The sequence below is a fragment of the Paenibacillus sp. ACRRX genome (genome assembly GCF_022346885.1).
Taxonomy (GTDB): domain Bacteria; phylum Bacillota; class Bacilli; order Paenibacillales; family Paenibacillaceae; genus Paenibacillus_B.
The window spans coordinates 47,594-66,183 of record NZ_JAKRNK010000011.1 but is presented as its reverse complement, the minus strand read 5'-3'; the positions used below and the strand labels follow the sequence as shown (position 1 = coordinate 66,183).

Genomic DNA, 18,590 nt, shown 5'->3' with positions numbered 1-18,590 from the left:
ATATTAGTCACTAGGGCCTACCCTCTGGAACCCACCTTCTGGATTCGCATAATAGGCCGCAGTACTTTCTGAACAATCCGAGGATAACTGCCAAGCTCGTCCCTACGAACGACACGAAACGCCACCAGGCCTACGATAAATACAACCAACACTACTATACCAACAAACCCTGCTGTAAACATAAAACCAATCTTGTGGCCCGCATGAGGAACAACCGCCAAGGGCTCTCCATATTTAACAGATTGGGCTGTAATGCCAACAAGCTGCTCACCCAAACGCTCCGTCAAATAACCAAGGCCGCCTGCAAGAAGAGTAGCCAGCATAAAACCAGGCCAACGCTTGCCCATAACGTCAAACTTGACGACTTTCTTCATCACACGCAGGTTGAGATACGTAATAATTAAGAACGTAATCATCGTTGCTGTAATAATACCGTATACACCAATAAATTGAGCCAGCACAAAGCTGAAAATAAGCTTAAGGATAATACCCAGCGTAACACTAATCATCGCAATATAAGGCTTGCCAAGTCCGATCAGGATCGAGCTTGATGTCATCATCGTAATCTGTAATATCGTACCCAGCGTCAGCATGGCAATAATACCAGCACCATCTAGCGAGCTGAATAACAATCCGTTAATGGAAAAGGCACCTACGCCAAGCGCTAATACGATCGGCATGCCGCTTAATACGGAAATACGCATCGCAAGCGAGATCTGGCGCTGTAAGTGCTGCATATCCCGCTTCGCATAAGCAGCGGAAATGACCGGAATAATCGATGTACTGAGCGCAATCGCCAGAATCGGCGGTATGCCTGCAATCGATTGGGCACGCTGCCCTAATATGCCATAGATATGCGTCGCAGTAGCCTCACCTACGTCCGAGGACAACAGCGGCACTGTAATGGACGAATCAATAAAGTTGACCAATGGCACGGCAAGTGATGCCAGCACTATAGGAATCGATAACGCAAAGATGGACGCAAAGATCGCCTTCAACGAGACAGGCGGTGTATTAGACCTGCGAGCCCGTACGCCTGCTTCACGATCCAAGCGGCGCAGCTTGCGCAGGTAGTAAATCATTACGACAAAAGCACCGATACTGCCAAGTACACCGCCGAAGGAAGCTCCTGCAGCTGCCCAAGCTTGGGATGCGCCATTGTTCACAAGGATTAAAGCAAGCGCGATCGCCGTTGCGACGCGTAAAATCTGCTCAATAATCTGGGACACACCGCTGGCCTGCATCATGTTGCGTCCCTGTGTATACCCCCGCATCATTGCAAGCATCGGGAACAATAACAGCGCTGGTGCCAGCGCGCGAATGGCGAGCGCGGCTTCTGGCTGCTTGATCGCTGTCGCATAGACAGGTGCCAGGAAAAACAGCAGCAGCGTCACAACGACGCCGGATATGAGACCAAACAGTAGCGCCGCAGCATAGACACGCTCGGCCTCACGCACCTGATTAAGGGCGTAACGTTCAGATACCATTTTGCTGAGTGTGCTCGGAATACCCGCAGTCGCGATTGCCAAGATCATCAAATAGACGTTCTGAGATGTGGCAAACGCCGCGTTACCTACAGAACCGAGCATATGCTCAAGCGGTACCCGCTGGAATACGCCCAGCACGCGTGCTACTAAAGTAGCAGCTGCAATGATGAGCGTCCCTTTAATAAAAGACTCCTTTGCCAAAAGCTTCCCTTCTTTCCTCTTCTACCACAGACCACAAATTAAATAATCCAAATTATAAATAACACAATCATAACGATTTGCAGAATGAACTTTGTCACCATGCTGGTAAATAAACCAACGATCGCTCCAATCGCAGCCTTAGTCGACCGTCCGACATCAGCCCCTGTGATCAGCTCCCCGATCAAAGCTCCGAGAAACGGACCTATTAGGAGACCAAATGCCGGAATGACAAACGGGCCGAATATAACCCCAATCGTACTGCCAATAACGGATGCCCTTGAACCCCCATATCGTTTGACACCCCAGGCACTGACCGCATAATCCGCCACAAACATGACCACAACGATTAATGTCTGGATGGACCAGAACCAGAATCCGAACGGTTCGAATGTAAAAAATAGGCCATACACAAAGAACGCCGCATATATCGCGAGTGCCCCTGGAAGTATAGGGAAGATGGCACCCGCCATCCCGACCGCAAACAAAGCAATGACAAGTATCCATCCCAAAATGGCCATCACGAATTCCTCCTTAGCTGCTGGCGATATCCTATTGATTACTTCATGCGCTATAATTATGCTAAAATAAACCGCCGAATCACTTCCGCTACGCCGCTTTCATTGTTGGAAGCTACGATCGCATCAGCGGCCTGCTTAACTTCCTCCTGCGCGTTCCCCATTGCCACACCAAGTCCTGCATGACGAATGACTGCAATGTCATTTAAGCTATCCCCGACGGCGATCGTCTGCAAGATGTCCAGACCGAGCATATCACACACAGTCTGTACACCTGATGCTTTGTTGATGCCGAGCGGGTTAATCTCAATATTGTGCGGCGAAGAGTTGGTTAACTCCAATCCGCCTAAAGTGCGTAATTCGTCAAGCAATTGACCGCGTACGATATCATCTTCATTAAAATAACCGAACTTCAGCCAATCCTCCTGCTCCACATTTCCGTTCCATTTCTCCCTGTTATACAATCGTTCAGTCGAATAGGCCCAGAACCAAGTGTCATACTTCTCAGATAGCTCAAGCATCTTAGTAACAGCGCTGCGCTGCAGTAGATGGCGAATGTGAAGCTCTTGAGGGTTTTTCCATACCTCACCACCATTTACCGTTACCATTGGTCCCGTCAAACCAAGCTGTTCCGCATAGGGCACCGCGTTTTGAATCGCTCTGCCTGTCGATAATATGACCGTTACACCCGCTGCTTGCGCTTCCGCTATCGCTTGGGCGGTATCCTCACTCACTCGTTGGTCCTCGTCTAACAGCGTCCCGTCCATATCGAGAGCTAACAGTGTATATTTACTCATTGTTGCCTACACTCCCGTCCGGCGTTTATGGCTTGCTCATCCGCACATTCGTCATGATTCGCGACCCTGCGCGTAAGACGGCTACCATACGCCATTTTACATAACGACATTGTATCATAAACGGTACGAGCACAACAAAAATATCTACCTCTTCCTATAAATAACTTGAGTATATTGGCCTATATGACAGAAAGCTGAATCCGTTGCATCATGAGATGCCCGAATCCAGCTTTCCTATTGCCTATTCGTTTCATGCGTGCTTGTAACATGCTTGTTACGCACTTGATACACACCCTCTTGCGTGCTTGCTACGTACTTGCTTACGTGCCTGTTAGATCCTTATCACACGCTTACTACACGCTTGCTGAATGCTCATATGTCAGCTTACTTGACTGTGAAGTACAGCGAGTTTACGCTGCTTGATTAACCGCGCCAACATACCGTGGCTTGGGGAGAAAATAAAAGCCAATACGAACAATGCGCCTGCTACAGTTACCATCATTCCGGCAATAGAAGCATCGAGCCATGCTGCCGTATAATATCCCAGTACTGCACATGCTATGCCAATCAGCACGCTGTATATGATCATCACTGACAACCGCTCTGTCAACAAATAGGCTGTAGCAGCAGGTACGATCAGCATACCTACGACCAGAATAGCACCAACACTCTCAAAGCTGGCTACCGTTGTCATCGATACCAGACCCATTAAAAGGTAGTGGAACAACGCAACTGGAATGCCGCAAGCAAGTGCCATAGCGGGATCGAACGCGCAGATTTTAAATTGTTTGTAAAAGAGTCCAATCACTACAAAAATAACAGCAACCGTGAAGCCAAGTATCCATACTGCCTTCGGTATGTAATCGATGCCGAAGACGTCAATCGTATTCCAATGTACATACGCAATCTCGCCAAATAATACGCAGTCTAAGTCAAGATCAACTTGTCGTGCATTTAAGCTGACAAGCACAACACCGACTGCAAACAGTGCTGTAAACACAACACCTATCGAGGCGTCGGACTGAACGCCGCTCTGCTGGAACATTTGAATCAGAAAGACCGTAATAAGCCCGACTACAGAAGCACCTAACAGCATGGCAAGCGAATCACGTGAGCCGCTGATCATAAAGGCGATCACGATTCCGGGCAGAACGGAGTGGCTTATCGCGTCTCCTATTAGTGACATTTTTCTAAGTACAAGGAAGCAGCCGAGTATGCCGCATGATATGGCGACCAATGCACCTGTCGCAATGATCCAAAAATCCGTCATAACGAAGCCTCCTTCCGCACACGAGTGCCACGTTCGCTCATCCGTGCATGTTCTTCCTCTCGAATAGTACGATTAGTGCGTATTCGTCGAATCACCTTGGCACACACACCTCTGCGCGGAGCAAAGAGAACAGAGAATACAAACACTGTTGTAGCAGCCAATACACTTAATGGACCTGTAGGCAGGTTGCTCGTGGTCGTACTGATCAACGTCCCAATGACCCCGCTGACAGCACCAAATATGCCACTCAAGCTCACCATCAGTCCCAGTCGATCCGTCCAATATCTTGCCGACACAGCAGGCGTAATAAGCAGCGCTGCAACTAGCACGACACCGACCGCTTGAATCCCGACAACTACTGCGATAACGGTGAAGAACATTAACATTTGTTCCAACACGCCAATCGGAAAGCCCAATCCACGGGCAAATCCCGGGTCAAAGCTAAGCAGCTTGAATTCCTTAAACAGTAAGCTGCACGCGATAATAATAACTGCCGATACCCCGATCATCGTGTATACGTCGCTCTGAATCATAGAAGCAGCTTGCCCAAACAAAAATTTATCAAGCCCGCTCTGATTGCCATATGACGAATGCTGAATCTGAGTTAATAGCACGATACCAATACCAAAAAATACGGACAGCACGATGCCCATCGCAGCATCGGCCTTAATTCGCGAATACCGCGTGATGACTGTCATAGAGAAAGTCGCAATGAGTCCGGCGACTAATGCACCTAAGAAAAATAGCGGCAGCGATTTCACACCAGTGAGCATAAAGGCAATACAAATGCCTGGCAGCGCCGCATGAGCGAGTGTGTCGCCCACCAAGCTTTGCTTGCGCAAATAAGCAAAGCTGCCAATGATGCCACTCATCAAACCGAGCAGCATGCATCCGACCAATATCCATTGTGTATTAGGGTCTGCCAACACAGACCATGACCATAATGACATCGTTATCACCTCGATCCGACGAGGGTAGCCCCGTCTTCTTGATCGAATACGGCTAATTTGCCACCGTACGTCTCGTGGAGCAGCGATTTCGTAAATACAAGCTCTGTAGGTCCATTAGCTATCAGTTCCACATTCAGCAGCATCACCCAGTCAAAGTACTCTTTAACAGTTGCTAGATCATGATGAACGACAAGTACGGTCTTGCCTTGCGCTTTTAGTTCATTTAACAGACTGATAATCGCTTTCTCCGTCATAGCATCGACACCAACAAATGGCTCATCCATGAAATACAGATCCGCATTCTGCGCGAGCGCCCTAGCCAAGAACACCCGCTGCTGCTGTCCGCCTGACAATTGCGAAATTTGGCGATGTGCATAATCTGCCATGCCTACTTTCTTCAAGCAGTCCAGCGCTATTTCCCGCTCATTAGCACCCGGTCGTTTGAACCAGCCTAGATGCCCGTAACGCCCCATCATCACAACGTCCAACGCATTAGTAGGAAAATCCCAATCCACCGATTCACGCTGCGGCACATAACCAATAGACTTTCTCATTTCCGCATATGGCTTGCCATATATTTGAACCTCTCCGCTAACCTTAGGGAGCAATCCTAGTATCGCTTTTATCATGGTGGACTTTCCTGCACCGTTGGGTCCAATAATTCCGATTAGCTTGCCTTCTGGTACGTCAAAGGTTAAGTTGCGAAGCACCGGCTTTTTTTGATAGGCGACTGTTAATCCTGTAACAGTCAAAGGTGATGCATGTCTTGTTTGTGTCATTGTTGCTCCTCCTCTCTACTTCTTGCTTCCTGCTATTCATGAATCAGTTCATCCGTTTTAATCTTGTATATCGGATAGATATGATAAGTAGTAGTGCTTAATATACAAAGTAAAATGCTGCCCCACATGATAGATGCTAAATGTAGTCATACCATGTTAACGGAATCTTTCTTTTCCATCGGATTATGGACCCTATTTATTTTAAAGCATTAACAATTACATCAACGTTATGTTTGACCATTCCGATATAAGTACCTTCCGGCGTGCCTGGTGTACCCATCGCATCCGAAAATAATTCGCCGCCTATGGTGACGTTATGGCCTTTCTTCTTCGCACCTTCGATAACGGCCTCAATGGCCTTCTTTGGGACACTTGACTCTACAAACACAGCCTTGATCTGGTGATCAACCAGATAATCACGCAGCTCACTCACATCCCTGCTGCCATATTCAGATGCAGTGCTAATTCCTTGAAGCCCCATCACCTTCATTCCATATGCCTTACCAAAGTAATGGAAGGCATCATGTGCTGTAACCAATACACGGCTGTCCTCTGGTATCGTCTGGACCTGCTCACGAACATAGTTGTCCGTTTCCTTCAATTTGGCGAGATACGTTTCTGCATTCTGGCGGTACTCGTCCGCGTGTACAGCATCCATTTCAACTAAAGTGTCACGGATGACCTCTGCCGCACTAATCCAATTGCTCACGTTAAACCAGATATGCGGATCATGAGCTTCCGGAGCCGCCGGGTCGGCCAACAGCTCCGCTTCGTCCAGCTTTTGCGATACTGCAACTGTCTTTTTGTTCTTACTCATCTTTTCTAAAATATCCACCATCTTGCCCTCAAGGTGCAATCCGTTGTAGAACACGATATCTGCCTCGTCCAGCTTTTTAATGTCCCCTTGCGATGCCTTATACAAATGCGGATCAACCCCAGAGCCCATCAAACCGGTGACGGCTACGTGATCTCCGCCTATTTGCTCGACGACGTCCGCAATCATGCCAATTGTAGTGGTGATTGTCAATTTGCCGCTGCTTTCATTTCCAGTAGTGCTGCCTGAAGTTTCTTTCGAATTCCCGCTGCCGCAAGCTGCCAGCCCCATTGCCAAACTTAAGAACAGTACGGTCATGACCAAGCGCTTGAGCGCTGAATTCCATCTCGTTGACTTTGCCTTCACTTTCACTACACTCTCCCTTTTATAAATTGTATGCAGTTATATATTTTATATAAGCGCAATACTTTTTACCTATACTTCTTTTGTTTAATATACACAATATTGTTTCCTTAGTGCAACTTTTTCGGCAAAAAAAAGTTGTTGACTCATTGTGAATAGAATGATAAAGGACTACTTTTCATACTAAAGTATGTATAACCTAGCTAGCTGGTACTTTGTCCAAAAGTTTGTTATGCGCCTTGTTTCTTATGTCCTAAAAATGGAGCTGCCACTCGAGTAGGAATACTCAAGCAGCAACTCCTTGCTAAATCACGATACAGTCCTATCCCGCGGCTATTTACGCTGCATTATTGCCCGTATACTTCCAGCTCATAAATACGTGCAGCTGTATCACTCGTTTGAGTTGCCTTTGTCACCACCAACTTCGCATAACGGGCATTTGTCGCACTGATCGTATGGCTTGACTCTCCTAAGGTATTGCCTGTCACAGATACAGCATCTGCCCAATTAACCCCGTCCGCGCTCAACTGAAGCTTAAAATCACGAGTATTAAAACTCGCTGACTCCCCGCCAGCCGCAGCATGTTTTACGACAAACTTCGTGATGGAATAAGAAGATCCCAAGTCAACGCTTAACCAGTGGTTGCCGCTGCCTGTGGCGCACCATTTGCTATTGTTTGCAGCCGTACCATCAACAGCTTTGGCTGGGGATTCCCCACTTACAAAAGTATCCGCAGTGGCAGTACGATTCAAAGCAACATTCGTAATACCCGGCTGCACATTTGACCATAGGAAGCTAACTTGCGCTGCTGCTCCACGCTGTCCATCCTTGCCAAGCGCAATTACTTCGAGTGTAGTCTGTGGCTCGTTGCCAATGCGGAACATAGGCGGAATGTAGTAAACACGGTTAGGTGTTGCATTCACGAACTCTTTTGAGCCATCAGGCTTCACGCGGTAAATTTCGTACACCTGAACACCGCCCGAAAGGGAGTCCCATTTCAAGCGAACATCCGTCGATGCACCGCTCATGCCAAGCTCTGTAACCGCTAGATTGGATACCGCTGGCAATGGGGCTTGAGGACTGCTATTACGTACAGACAACTCCCCTATATTTGCAGTAAAGTTAGGAATAGCTGTGCTGCTTTCGAATTTCAGACCGATTTCCGTAATCGTACGACCTGCGTATGCAGACAATGGCAAAGATGCTGTTGTCCAATTAGAAGTATTCAACGTTTGTAATGATACATATTCCGTCTGGGACGGATTGTCTCCAAATACAAGTGCCACCTTCACCTGTGCCCCAGCGATTGGCGCCTTATACGTAACGGATATGACCGTATTTGCGTCAACAGGCAAGGCTGTCCGGTACAATCGTAAATGCGTTGCGTTTTGTGCGTTCAAGTTGCCACTTACTTTAAGGGAACTCCCGCCATAGTAAGCTTGGTCCCAGTCAAAGTTAGGCGTTAGAGCCGTACCTGTGCTCTGTGTGATCCAGCGCCATGTCGGCAGTACATCCTGCAAGCTGCGGTTATTCCATTCCTTCGTTCGCATAACGTTGCCATTAATAGCAAACATCTTACCATGACCGGTGTTAAAGTTAGTTGTAAATGGTAAAGAGTTAATCGAGGATTTATCAGCAAAATAATGTGCCATTCCTGGCCATCCCGAGGCATTCGTTTGGCTTGGGTTTCCATTCGCCCCAACCCAGAATTGACTAGATTTTGTATAGAATTGATTCATGGAAGTTGCACTGCGGTAAGCCCAATCTGGTCGATATATGCCAAGAGATGTACGTGCATTTTGACCTTGTGGGAATATTGCCGACCAGTTTACGTAGCTGCCAGTACCATTGGCCTCAACATCAATGCCTGCGTAGGCGTCATAAGGGCTGCGGCCAAGACTGGAGGCCTTGCTAGCCGAACTCTGCAGACCAGAGGCGGACCAGTTAAAGTTGATAAACATCGAGTCCGATATTTTGCTGTTCCCACTTTGCAAGAACATTTCATTCTGAGCGTTCAGCGCATTCTGCCAGCTAATGCCGCCACCTTTTGTCATGGAATCATACCAGACCACTTGCATGTTTGGCTTCTTGTGATCTTGCATATATTTTAGGAACTGCTGCATCTTCGTTGCATCCGCAGCATTACCACCCACTGTCTCCTGATTAATAAACCAGCCGTCAAAGCCAAAGTAATCCGCTGCTTCAATTAATTTGTCCGCTACTGGAAACGATCCGTCAGGGCGCTGCTGCAGCGTCTGCTGCACCCATTGATAGGTACCTCCATAGGCAGTTGGCGGGAAGAATACCGTACCCACGATCGGGACTCCATTTTTATGAGCGGCATCGATAATGTCAGCACTCGGCGGCACGATAATCCCTTCGCCTGAAGATCCACCCCATAGCACCATCGTATCTACATACTGCCAGAAGCTGAAAGCGTCAACACTGTCTTGATCCGATCCTTGAGAAGGCACATTGCTCGTATGCGGATTCATGGCAGCAAGCCCCATCAGCTTAGGCTGCGTACTTGCGTTGCCGTTAACCTTTTCGCCTGCGAAGCGTTCAGCCAGACGAATCGTCCCTTTGTTAAACTCCGCATCTTTGTCCGCTGCCGGACTCCACTTCAGCAGTTGGTCTGGAAACCAATAAGAGGTATGTGGCTGTGCCGCATTGGCTGCGCCAGCCGATAGTATAAATGCCAACATGCTCCAGCCAAGAATGGCCGCCCATCGTGCTCTTTTTTGTTTCTGCTTCATCCTAGCACCTCATTTTGTTCGGTTATGTATCGCCCCACACCGCGCGCTGGTCCTGAGACGTACACCTTCATTTTAAGCACAAGGTAAACGCTTTCATAATGGACAAAATTTAGATTTGTTGTATAAATTAAATATAATACCACTTTCATTCGCCTAAATATTACTAATATTTATATTAAGATGATCACAAAGATACTAACCAACAGCGCATAATAGGCTCCTATCACCATCCCTACATTTAAGCTTAAATAAGTCATAATTTTTCCCTTTATTACCTTTTCCGTTGGATCGTGTAACAGACAAGCGGCTGTCCTCATCTGAGAACAGCCGCTTCATGTATTCTTATTCCGTTGTTGCTGGTGGCGTCGCTTTGCGAGGCGTGCCTGTAAGCCCTACGGCTTCATCGTAGGCATCAAAGATGGCACGTGCAATTGGTGCCGCACTGTAGGAGCCGTAGCCACCCTCTGGTACGACAACCGCAACAGCCAAAGTTGGATTCTCAGCTGGTGCGTAAGCGATAAACACCCCGTTCTCGATCGTTCTTCCCCCAACGTCTTGCTGGGACGTACCTGTCTTGCGATAGAATTTATAAGGGAATCCATCAAAGCCGTGAACGTTAACTCGACTCATCCCATGCTCAACTATATTCCAATACGATTCATCAAACTTTACTTCGTTTAACACTTCTGGCTTGAACTGTTTGACGACCTTATCTTCACCATCCGTAATTTTGCTGACGAATTGAGGCTTCATACGCTTGCCGTGGGAAGCTAATGTAGCTGCATATTGGGCTAGCTGTAATGTCGTATATTTACCTTGCTGTCCAAACGACGCATACACGAGTGCAGACTGCGCATTGTTTCTCTCCGCTTCCGTAAGATAGTCCCTCAGACCGGCAAATTCACCAGGGAGCCCGCTCCCCGTTTTAACCCCAAGTCCAAACATCTCCATGTACTTATCCCACGTCTCAAGGCCATTTATATCGGTTCGGGAGTACAAGCGCTTTCCGATCATGTCAACCATAAAAGCATTGGAGGATACTCGCAAAGCTTCTGCCGCATCCATATAACCGAATGACTTCCGGCTAGAGTTCCATACCTTGGTCTCATAACCTTTACGCCCAAATTCAGCATATCCTCCGTCAAAATAATTGTCATATAAACCAAACAAATTCTCCTGCAAACCGATCAATACGGACAGTGGCTTCATTGTTGAACCTAGATACACGATGGAGTTCGGATGCTTCTTAATCTCATCATCATCATAAGGACCGTATGCTGCCTTTATCGTACCATTGTTCATATTGAACTTATACTTATCATAATCTTCAGGACTAATAGAGCCGTTCTTCCAGACATTCGTATTATAATCAGGCATGCTGGCCATTGTAACGACGTTGCCAGTCTTTACTTCCATGGCTACCGCATAGCCTGTTCGTGCATTAGGGGCACTTTCCAATGAATCAGAAGAGTTACGCACTTTCTCCAGCGTCTTCATGATCGATTCTTCTGTCTTCATCTGGATGTCCTTATGAATCGTCAGATGCAGATCGTTCCCACGCTCTGGCTTCGTTAGCTCCATCTGACCGATGATACGACCGGCGACGTTAACAGGAAATCGCTTCAAGCCGTTCTTTCCGCGCAATTCCTCTTGAAACATAAATTCAATTCCGTCTACGCCAACATCCTCGTAATCAAGATATCTTAACTCATCTGGCAGCGAATCTTTATTGTTCTGAATATTTTTGTAGTAATCGTAGGATTCACGTACACCTTTAAATTTCTTCAGATACCCGATTGTCTGCACCGCAACCGTATCCTCATCATAGTTCCGTACACTGTCCTCAACAATATCGAGTCCTTTGTACTCCGGCTTATGCTCCAAGAAATAAGCAATCTCCTTAGGGGTTAATCCAGTCTTGATCAAACGTGGGACAAACACATAATTCAACTTGCCCGTTAAATCCATACGCTTCAGGATTTCTTCAGCGGTTAGCGGTTTCTCCTTAGAGGCATCCCCGTATTCCTTAAATACATCAGCAAGCGTACTGGCAAGCTGCTCCGCATCTGCCATGTTCTCTTCCTTCGTATAATTCTTGTCCACGTTAAAATAAAGGGACTGCGTCGAAGTCGAGTAAGCCAATCGTTTCTTGGAAGCGTCATAAATGGTGCCTCGCAGCGGAGGAATGGCTGTTGTCTTATAGCCTAATCTTGTTTCTTTCTCTTTTAAGCCAGGTCCCTCTACAAATTGTAATATAGCTAGGCGCACAATAAGCACCGTAAAGACAGCAAAAGTAACAAAGAAAAAAGTATTTAGTCGAAATGAAAAGTGGCGGCGGTTTAATAGTTCTCGCTTGTGTGGTTCGTCCGAATGCGGATGACTCAAAGCACCATCATCCTTCCTGCGTAGTATGTTCGTTGAGTAATGTTCATTATGTTAGTTTATCACATTAGAACGACTCGCTCAAAGACTAAACACAGCAGATTAACTGTTGGATATTGCTCCTTTATCTGGAATGTGCGTAGCATCAAAGTTCGGTGGATTAAACCAGTCGCCCGTACTCGCCCATGTCGCATCTAGAGGTATCCAACCTCGGTCTACAAGCTTTACCGTATTCCAGGCATGAGGCCCATATCCGCCTTTCCCATCATAGCCCTTACCCGTCACTACACGAACCTCTAATCCTACCGTACGTGCCATTACCGCATATAGCCTCGCATAATCGATACAAACTCCTGATTTGCTATCAAAAGTCTCCTCCGGTGTTTGCTCCTTCCACTCGCCACGCTGGATATAATTATTCGCCTTGCTCCAGTCATATTTCACACGTGTTCCAACCCAGTTATACAATTTGCGCGCTTTCTCTTCGTCAGATCGCGCTCCTTTGGTCACCTCAAGAGCAGCTTTCTCAATATCCTGCGGAATAAGGTAGTCAATAACCTCGTATTTGCGCTGCATCAAGTCACTTAACTGCTCCTCGACTTGCGCTGTAAATACAGGCAGCTGTTTGGTTACCCACGCCCCCGCAAGCGGCTGTATAACTTGATTAGCTGCAGCTTGGTATGCAGCAGATGATTGTACCATCCTACTAACAGCCGTATCCTGCTGCAGGGTTACATAGCCAAAGAGAAGCACCACAATAAAGAAAGCACGCACTGAACCAGTAACGATCCCTACCATAGCGCCCACAACACGGCTCAGAAAACGGATGACAAGCGGTTTATTTGGGGTCTGATGCAGATCTTGACGTCTAAGCACCTGATCAGAATGACGCTGACTTGACGGTATGTCATCCGCTGACGAAGGGGCAAGCAACGTCATTACAAGTCGAGCCAGCACGCCGATGATAGAGCGTATTAAAATATACAATACACTAAATAATAGCGCGAAACGCAGCAGCGCAAAGTCCCTAATGCTCGTTACAGTCGTGTAATACATACGTTCCCACCAGGACCACTCGTGGCTGGGAATCTTAATCACCATTTCCTGAAGCCAAGTCGCAACGGTTGGTGATAATGCCTGAGCAGCGAGATATGACAACAATAAGGATATAACCGTCAAGCATGTCTCCAGTATAATAAAGAAGAGGTGACGCACAGACCCCGAAGCGCCTCTGCTCACCCCTTGCCATACGCTAAAAAGAATGACACACGCCAGTACAATCGTCACGAGGTTAAACTCCGCAAACTGCCGAACTGTGTCCATTATTTCTTCTTCGCCTCATCGATAAACGACTTAATTGTGTCGTTAATCTCCCATTCGCCTAACGACACACCGTTAAACGCCAGCTTAACCTTACTGCTGTTCGTAGAACCATTTAATTCTACATTCGGGGACTTGATCGTATATGTACCATCTGCTCCTGCCGAAAAGGTCGCTTTCTTGGCTTCCTGAACCATCGCATTCATCGCTTGATCCTTCAATTGCTGCACGGTCTCATCCTTTACCGTAGTAACCACTTTGTCAATATCGTTCCACGTAATGCCGCTGTATACCGCGACAGCCGCCACGATTACAAGTACAAGTGCCCATTTGACCATCGTCTTCACAAAGCTCACGATGACAAATAATACAATAAGTGCAATCAGGAAAATTAACCAATTCTGTTTCATAAACTCAAAAAGCTGATTCATATCCATTTCTCTATCTACCATCCTTTCCAACCCATATTATACATCATTACCAATTGTTCAGTAAGGTCATACCTTTTCGATAATCAAGGATAAGCTAGCTGCCCAGATATGATAGATATGAAATCTAGTTCGCAACAGTAGCATACAGCAATTATTTGTCACAAATGTGCTTGATTTATCTGCCACCTACTTGAATGCAATTACACAGTGGGATTTATATCTACGTTAGATGAACAATTGAAAAAGATAGAATCCAGTATCCCATGTAATTAAGGTCATAAGTTCGTCCCTTTCAACGTACAAGTATACCATAGCACTGTGGAGGTGACGGCACATGCGCTCAGTCGTATGGCTTTATTTATTTTTGTTTATTGCATTCTTTGATCTGCATGCCCAATATCCTATCCTTACTCCTTTCGCTGTTTCTTTAGGAGCTGCCCCTTCCTTTATTGGACTCATGATGGGTATGTACTCCTTCACTCATTTGCCTGGTAATTTATTGGCAGGATTCAGTGTCGATCGGTTTGGCAGCCGAATATTTATTGTGTTAAGCCTACTTGGGGCAGGTATTCTGCTTGTGCTGCAAGCTCATGTCGTTAATCCGTGGCAACTGCTGGTTGTCCGCTCCATCAGTGGATTTGTGCTTGCCTTTTTGTCCCCTGCCTGTCTTGCCTTGCTGGCGCGTTTTGCTACCAACCAAGTGCAGCAAGGTAAACTGATGGCTGGCAACGGGCTCGTGCACACACTTGCTTCCGTTGTATCGCCAGCAGCTGGTGCCTATCTTGTTGCTCAGCTAGGCTTCACCGCATCTTTTCAGGCACTTGGCATCGGTCTGTTTATTATTGGCCTGCTTGCGATCTTTATGGTTAGAGTCCCGGCTGAAGCGATATCCGCCTCGCCGCCATCTGTGTCATATCCAGCTGCCGCAGCAGGGCAAAAGGCATTCTCACCAATACATTCGAACAGCGGCGAGAAAACAGCCTCCCAGCCGGCTATGGCTGCAAATACTGCAAGCGTCCCCTGGTCCTTCTACATTATGCCGTTTGCCATCTCATGCTCTCAAGGAATCCTGTTCTTCGAACTGCCGTTTGTTGGGAACCAACTTCAATCGATCATGCACTCTGGCATTCTGTTCTCCGCTGTCAGTCTTGGTGCCCTGTGTACACTAAGCATGCTGTTCCTGAATCATTATCCAGCCTATGCCCGGACTTATATCGGGACATTTGTGCTGTCCTTGCTGTTCTTTGTCATCGCCATTCATTGGCCCGTGCCTTTGTTTGTATCGTTATTTCTAATTGGCATGACCAAAGGTGTCATTCTGCCTGCGATGTCAGCCCACTTACTCCAGTTAAGCGGCGGGGTGAAGTACGGACGAATCTTCTCCTACTTGTCAATTGCGTTCTCTATTGGTTCATTTCTAGGTCCGCTGTTGGCTGGTCAGTTCCGTAATGTCGTATCCCCGTTTTTTATCGCGTTCCTTGTCTTGATGGCGGCAGTTACGATTATGCCTGCCAGGCAGCCTTTTCAACCTTTTACAGCATCAACACCATCCATTCCTGAATCTAAAGCTTCATAAATGCACCAATGCTTAAATTGCAGGCGAATACCTATCTTTGGACTTTCTGGGTGTTTGCACAGCACGACATCTACCCTCCGACATACTATACATTGTGCCTCACGACTTAAAGTCAGAAAGAGGGTGAACCGAATGTCGCATTGTGTAGATCCATGTGGTGGACCTATTGGACCTGGTTTCGGCGGTGGTCTCTGGACAGCAACTGGAACAATTCTTGTACTTTACATCTTATTAGTTATCATCCTCCGCGCTGGTGTGTTTTAATGCCAACTCGCTCTCTCCTCATGCGGCTTGCTCTCGAGCAAGCCGTTCGTTTTTTTAGGAGCTTCCTCGCAAATCAGTCTCCTTATTCTTAAGGTCACGTGTAAAGTTCGAATCTGCATGTGGTACACTACGTAAATAGAAGACTTATTATATAAATGAAACGGCATAATAATGGAGAGACCTTTTCGGTCACACAACACACTTACTTTATACAGCGCTGAGGTGAACTTCATGGATATCGCAATAATCGTAGAGGGAAAAAATGATCGCAGCCGTCTTCGCCGCTTACTAAGTGATGACATCACAATCCTATGTACATATGGAACATTAAATACGAATAAGACCGAGACGCTCCGTAAAGAAGTTGGGGACATGAACGTATATTTGTTTATGGACAATGATGCATCCGGCAAGAAAATACGAGGCGTGCTAAGAGATACATTTCAGGATGCTGAACATATATATACACGCAGAGGATATGCTGGCGTAGAAGGTACGCCGGATGAATATCTCATCCAGCAGTTAGAAAAAGCGGGGCTGGAGGAATATGTTATATATCCCGATCCAGCCCCGTTTGCTTCGGAGTAACATATGCTATTGGGTAAGCGAGATAACATCGTCAGCAATCAATTCCGGAGTGACCTCTAGGTCATTTGCGTTATAATATTTGCGCACGTTGCCATCTTGGTCCACGAGCGTCACAAGGTTTGTATGCGTAAAGTTCCCGTCGTTGTCTTTCACGACGGCCGAACCAAACTTGTTCATGAACTCTGCCGTTCCGGCCTCGTCGCCACGTAAGAAGTACCAGCCTTTAAGGTCCGCTTTGTTCATATCTGTAGCCCATTTCATGAGGCGTTCACGAGTGTCACGCTTCGGGTCAAATGTCACGGAGACGATGTTCGCTTTGTCTCCGAATACGCCCTTCTCTTTTAATAAGTCCTGCACCTCATTTAACATGTAGGTTGTAGGTGGGCATACATCTGTACAATGAGAGAAAAAGAAATAGAACAAGCGAGCCTTGCCATTGGTGCTAGCCAATGACACCGTCTGGCCATCTACGTTCTCCATCGAGAACTCAGGCGCCGCCTTTACGACAGGCAGATCGCTGCCTTTAGGCCAATAGATCCAAGCTGCGGCAACAGCAAATACAAGCACGAGACTGCATAAAAATAATTGCAATGAATAACGCTTCGCAAATTGTGCCATGGTCCATCCTCCAGTAACGTCATAATAAGTGTCTTTATTTGCCCATCGTATCCGCGATAAGAATAAAGAATTGAAGCATTAGGACGTTGATTGACAGGATGAAATTCTTCTTGGCCCACTGCTCATCGTTATTCGTGCGAAATCCAGCAATACATACGTACAACCAAAATGCATTAATAACTGTTCCAGTTACTGCGTAGATAATACCTGCATAACCGTAATAATAGAAGAGCCAAGGTACTGGTAGAAGCAGCAGCACGTAAGGAATCATTTGCCACTTGGTACGCTTTATCCCCTTTACGACAGGCAGCAAGGGATAACCCGCTGCACGGTACTCTTCCACGCGGCGTATGCCAAGTGCCCAGAAATGCGGCGGTTGCCATAGAAACATAAGTGCAAATAACAGAACTGCAATTACATCGATCTTGCCTGTGATCGCCACATAGCCGATGACAGGAGGCATTGCTCCTGATATCCCCCCGACAGAGGTGCTCCATGTTGACGTTCTTTTTAACCAGAGCGTATAAATGACGACATAGACAAACATGCCAACAATACCTAATACGCCGGCCAGCACATTAACTAAAGAGAATAACACCGTAAGTCCGACAACACCAAGTGCTATCGCATAGATTAACACAACCTGAGGCTGCAGCCTCCCCGTTGGCAATGCCCGATCGCGCGTACGTTCCATCTTCATATCGAAGTCTCGATCGAAGTAGTTGTTAAATACACAGGAAGAAGCCATGACAAGCGTTGTCCCGAGCAACATCCATAACATCATCATCCAAGGGATGTCCCAACGTGCGGCAACCCAGAACCCCGTAAAGGCAGCCAATAAATTTGAACGAATAATACCTGGCTTCGTTAATTGAATGAACTCTTTCCATATCCCGACTCCCACTTGCTCAGGCTTGAGCGTGACAGAGTCAGAAGAGGTCCGATAAGTCATAGGTTTATCCACGTGCCCCGTTCCTCCTTGTTGTAATCCAACAGCAGAAAAAAAGTTCACCTGCTGTAATTTTCATCATAGCAAAAATGCGTAAGCTATGACAATGATCCTTGCAATCGTTCATCAATTTGACAATTCAACGAACATTATTTCACAATGTATCCTGTCGTGCTGCAAATTCCCAGATATGCAGTTTTGCGGTTCCGCCTGGAATACAGGCTGTCACAACATCCCACTCACTTTGTTCTTGCAATCGAACACGCTTCATGTCAGCATACTGCTGCGGTGTTGTGTCATGCCATTGTTCGACAAATACGTTAGGTTGATCTGTTCCCTCATATAAGGTTACATCCGTTTTATATTGAAGCAGCTTGTTAATATGTGTCAAATAGAGTTCCCGCTTCTCAGGCTCGATGCGATATTCTACAAAAATAATGCTTCCCATCCTTAACATCCCTTCTTTAACCGCTTGAGCGTAGTCATATTTTGTTCCGTCAACGTCCACAATACAACAATCAGGAGGTGAA

Annotated in this window: 16 protein-coding genes; 2 read left to right on the top strand and 14 right to left on the bottom strand. The window is 46.7% G+C overall.

All coding sequences use genetic code 11. The features are described from left to right. Nucleotides 1-17 precede the first annotated feature (17 nt). The 11 genes from MH117_RS23930 to MH117_RS23880 all read right to left on the bottom strand — a co-directional run bounded on the left by MH117_RS23930 (nucleotide 18) and on the right by MH117_RS23880 (nucleotide 14,044). On the bottom strand, nucleotides 18-1,688 hold the full coding sequence (locus MH117_RS23930; RefSeq protein WP_239333227.1) for a putative polysaccharide biosynthesis protein: 1,671 nt from the start codon (nucleotides 1,686-1,688) through the stop codon (nucleotides 18-20). Nucleotides 1,689-1,726: 38 nt separating this feature from the next. Continuing rightward, complete coding sequence (locus MH117_RS23925; protein ID WP_239333225.1) at nucleotides 1,727-2,206, bottom strand: DUF456 domain-containing protein; 480 nt, start codon at nucleotides 2,204-2,206, stop codon at nucleotides 1,727-1,729. A gap of 56 nt (nucleotides 2,207-2,262) precedes the next feature. Further along, the gene (locus MH117_RS23920) at nucleotides 2,263-3,000 is read right to left on the bottom strand and encodes a Cof-type HAD-IIB family hydrolase (protein ID WP_239333223.1); all 738 of its coding nucleotides are present in this window, start codon (nucleotides 2,998-3,000) and stop codon (nucleotides 2,263-2,265) included. A gap of 379 nt (nucleotides 3,001-3,379) precedes the next feature. Further along, nucleotides 3,380-4,270 carry a metal ABC transporter permease gene (locus MH117_RS23915; protein WP_239333221.1) on the bottom strand — a complete coding sequence of 297 codons (891 nt, stop codon included), beginning with the start codon at nucleotides 4,268-4,270 and terminating at the stop codon, nucleotides 3,380-3,382. Continuing rightward, nucleotides 4,267-5,220: a metal ABC transporter permease gene (locus MH117_RS23910; protein WP_239333219.1), complete on the bottom strand. Its 954-nt coding sequence runs from the start codon at nucleotides 5,218-5,220 to the stop codon at nucleotides 4,267-4,269. The genes MH117_RS23915 and MH117_RS23910 overlap by 4 nt, the downstream gene beginning before the upstream one ends. A 5-nt stretch (nucleotides 5,221-5,225) precedes the next feature. Then, nucleotides 5,226-5,999 carry a metal ABC transporter ATP-binding protein gene (locus MH117_RS23905; RefSeq protein ID WP_239333217.1) on the bottom strand — a complete coding sequence of 258 codons (774 nt, stop codon included), beginning with the start codon at nucleotides 5,997-5,999 and terminating at the stop codon, nucleotides 5,226-5,228. Between the two features lie 196 nt (nucleotides 6,000-6,195). Further along, a complete protein-coding gene (locus MH117_RS23900) occupies nucleotides 6,196-7,131 on the bottom strand; it encodes a metal ABC transporter solute-binding protein, Zn/Mn family (RefSeq protein ID WP_239333400.1) in 936 nt (311 codons plus the stop codon). Nucleotides 7,132-7,523: 392 nt separating this feature from the next. Next, nucleotides 7,524-9,932, bottom strand: coding sequence for an endo-beta-N-acetylglucosaminidase (locus MH117_RS23895; RefSeq protein ID WP_239333215.1), 2,409 nt, complete (start codon nucleotides 9,930-9,932; stop codon nucleotides 7,524-7,526). A 342-nt stretch (nucleotides 9,933-10,274) separates the two neighbouring features. Next, the gene (locus MH117_RS23890) at nucleotides 10,275-12,317 is read right to left on the bottom strand and encodes a peptidoglycan D,D-transpeptidase FtsI family protein (RefSeq protein WP_239333213.1); all 2,043 of its coding nucleotides are present in this window, start codon (nucleotides 12,315-12,317) and stop codon (nucleotides 10,275-10,277) included. A gap of 99 nt (nucleotides 12,318-12,416) precedes the next feature. After that, nucleotides 12,417-13,637 carry a transglutaminase-like domain-containing protein gene (locus MH117_RS23885; protein ID WP_239333211.1) on the bottom strand — a complete coding sequence of 407 codons (1,221 nt, stop codon included), beginning with the start codon at nucleotides 13,635-13,637 and terminating at the stop codon, nucleotides 12,417-12,419. Next, nucleotides 13,637-14,044 (bottom strand): ATPase, encoded by a 408-nt coding sequence (locus MH117_RS23880; RefSeq protein ID WP_481857296.1) that lies wholly within the window; start codon nucleotides 14,042-14,044, stop codon nucleotides 13,637-13,639. Before MH117_RS23880 ends, MH117_RS23885 begins: the two co-directional genes overlap by 1 nt. A gap of 355 nt (nucleotides 14,045-14,399) precedes the next feature. Here MH117_RS23880 and MH117_RS23875 point away from each other — a divergent pair, with 355 nt between their 5' ends. After that, the gene (locus tag MH117_RS23875) at nucleotides 14,400-15,641 is read left to right on the top strand and encodes an MFS transporter (RefSeq protein WP_239333210.1); all 1,242 of its coding nucleotides are present in this window, start codon (nucleotides 14,400-14,402) and stop codon (nucleotides 15,639-15,641) included. A gap of 495 nt (nucleotides 15,642-16,136) precedes the next feature. Beyond that, nucleotides 16,137-16,493, top strand: coding sequence for a toprim domain-containing protein (locus tag MH117_RS23870; RefSeq protein ID WP_239333209.1), 357 nt, complete (start codon nucleotides 16,137-16,139; stop codon nucleotides 16,491-16,493). Between the two features lie 6 nt (nucleotides 16,494-16,499). Here MH117_RS23870 and MH117_RS23865 read toward each other — a convergent pair whose 3' ends face one another. The 3 genes from MH117_RS23865 to MH117_RS23855 form a co-directional block, all read right to left on the bottom strand. After that, nucleotides 16,500-17,111, bottom strand: a complete 612-nt coding sequence (locus tag MH117_RS23865; RefSeq protein WP_239333207.1) for an SCO family protein — start codon at nucleotides 17,109-17,111, stop codon at nucleotides 16,500-16,502. A gap of 34 nt (nucleotides 17,112-17,145) precedes the next feature. Further along, a complete protein-coding gene (cyoE, locus tag MH117_RS23860; protein WP_239333205.1) occupies nucleotides 17,146-18,075 on the bottom strand; it encodes a heme o synthase in 930 nt (309 codons plus the stop codon). Between the two features lie 139 nt (nucleotides 18,076-18,214). Beyond that, entirely contained in the window at nucleotides 18,215-18,568 is a 354-nt protein-coding gene (locus MH117_RS23855; RefSeq protein ID WP_239333203.1) for a hypothetical protein, read from the bottom strand. Nucleotides 18,569-18,590 lie beyond the last annotated feature (22 nt).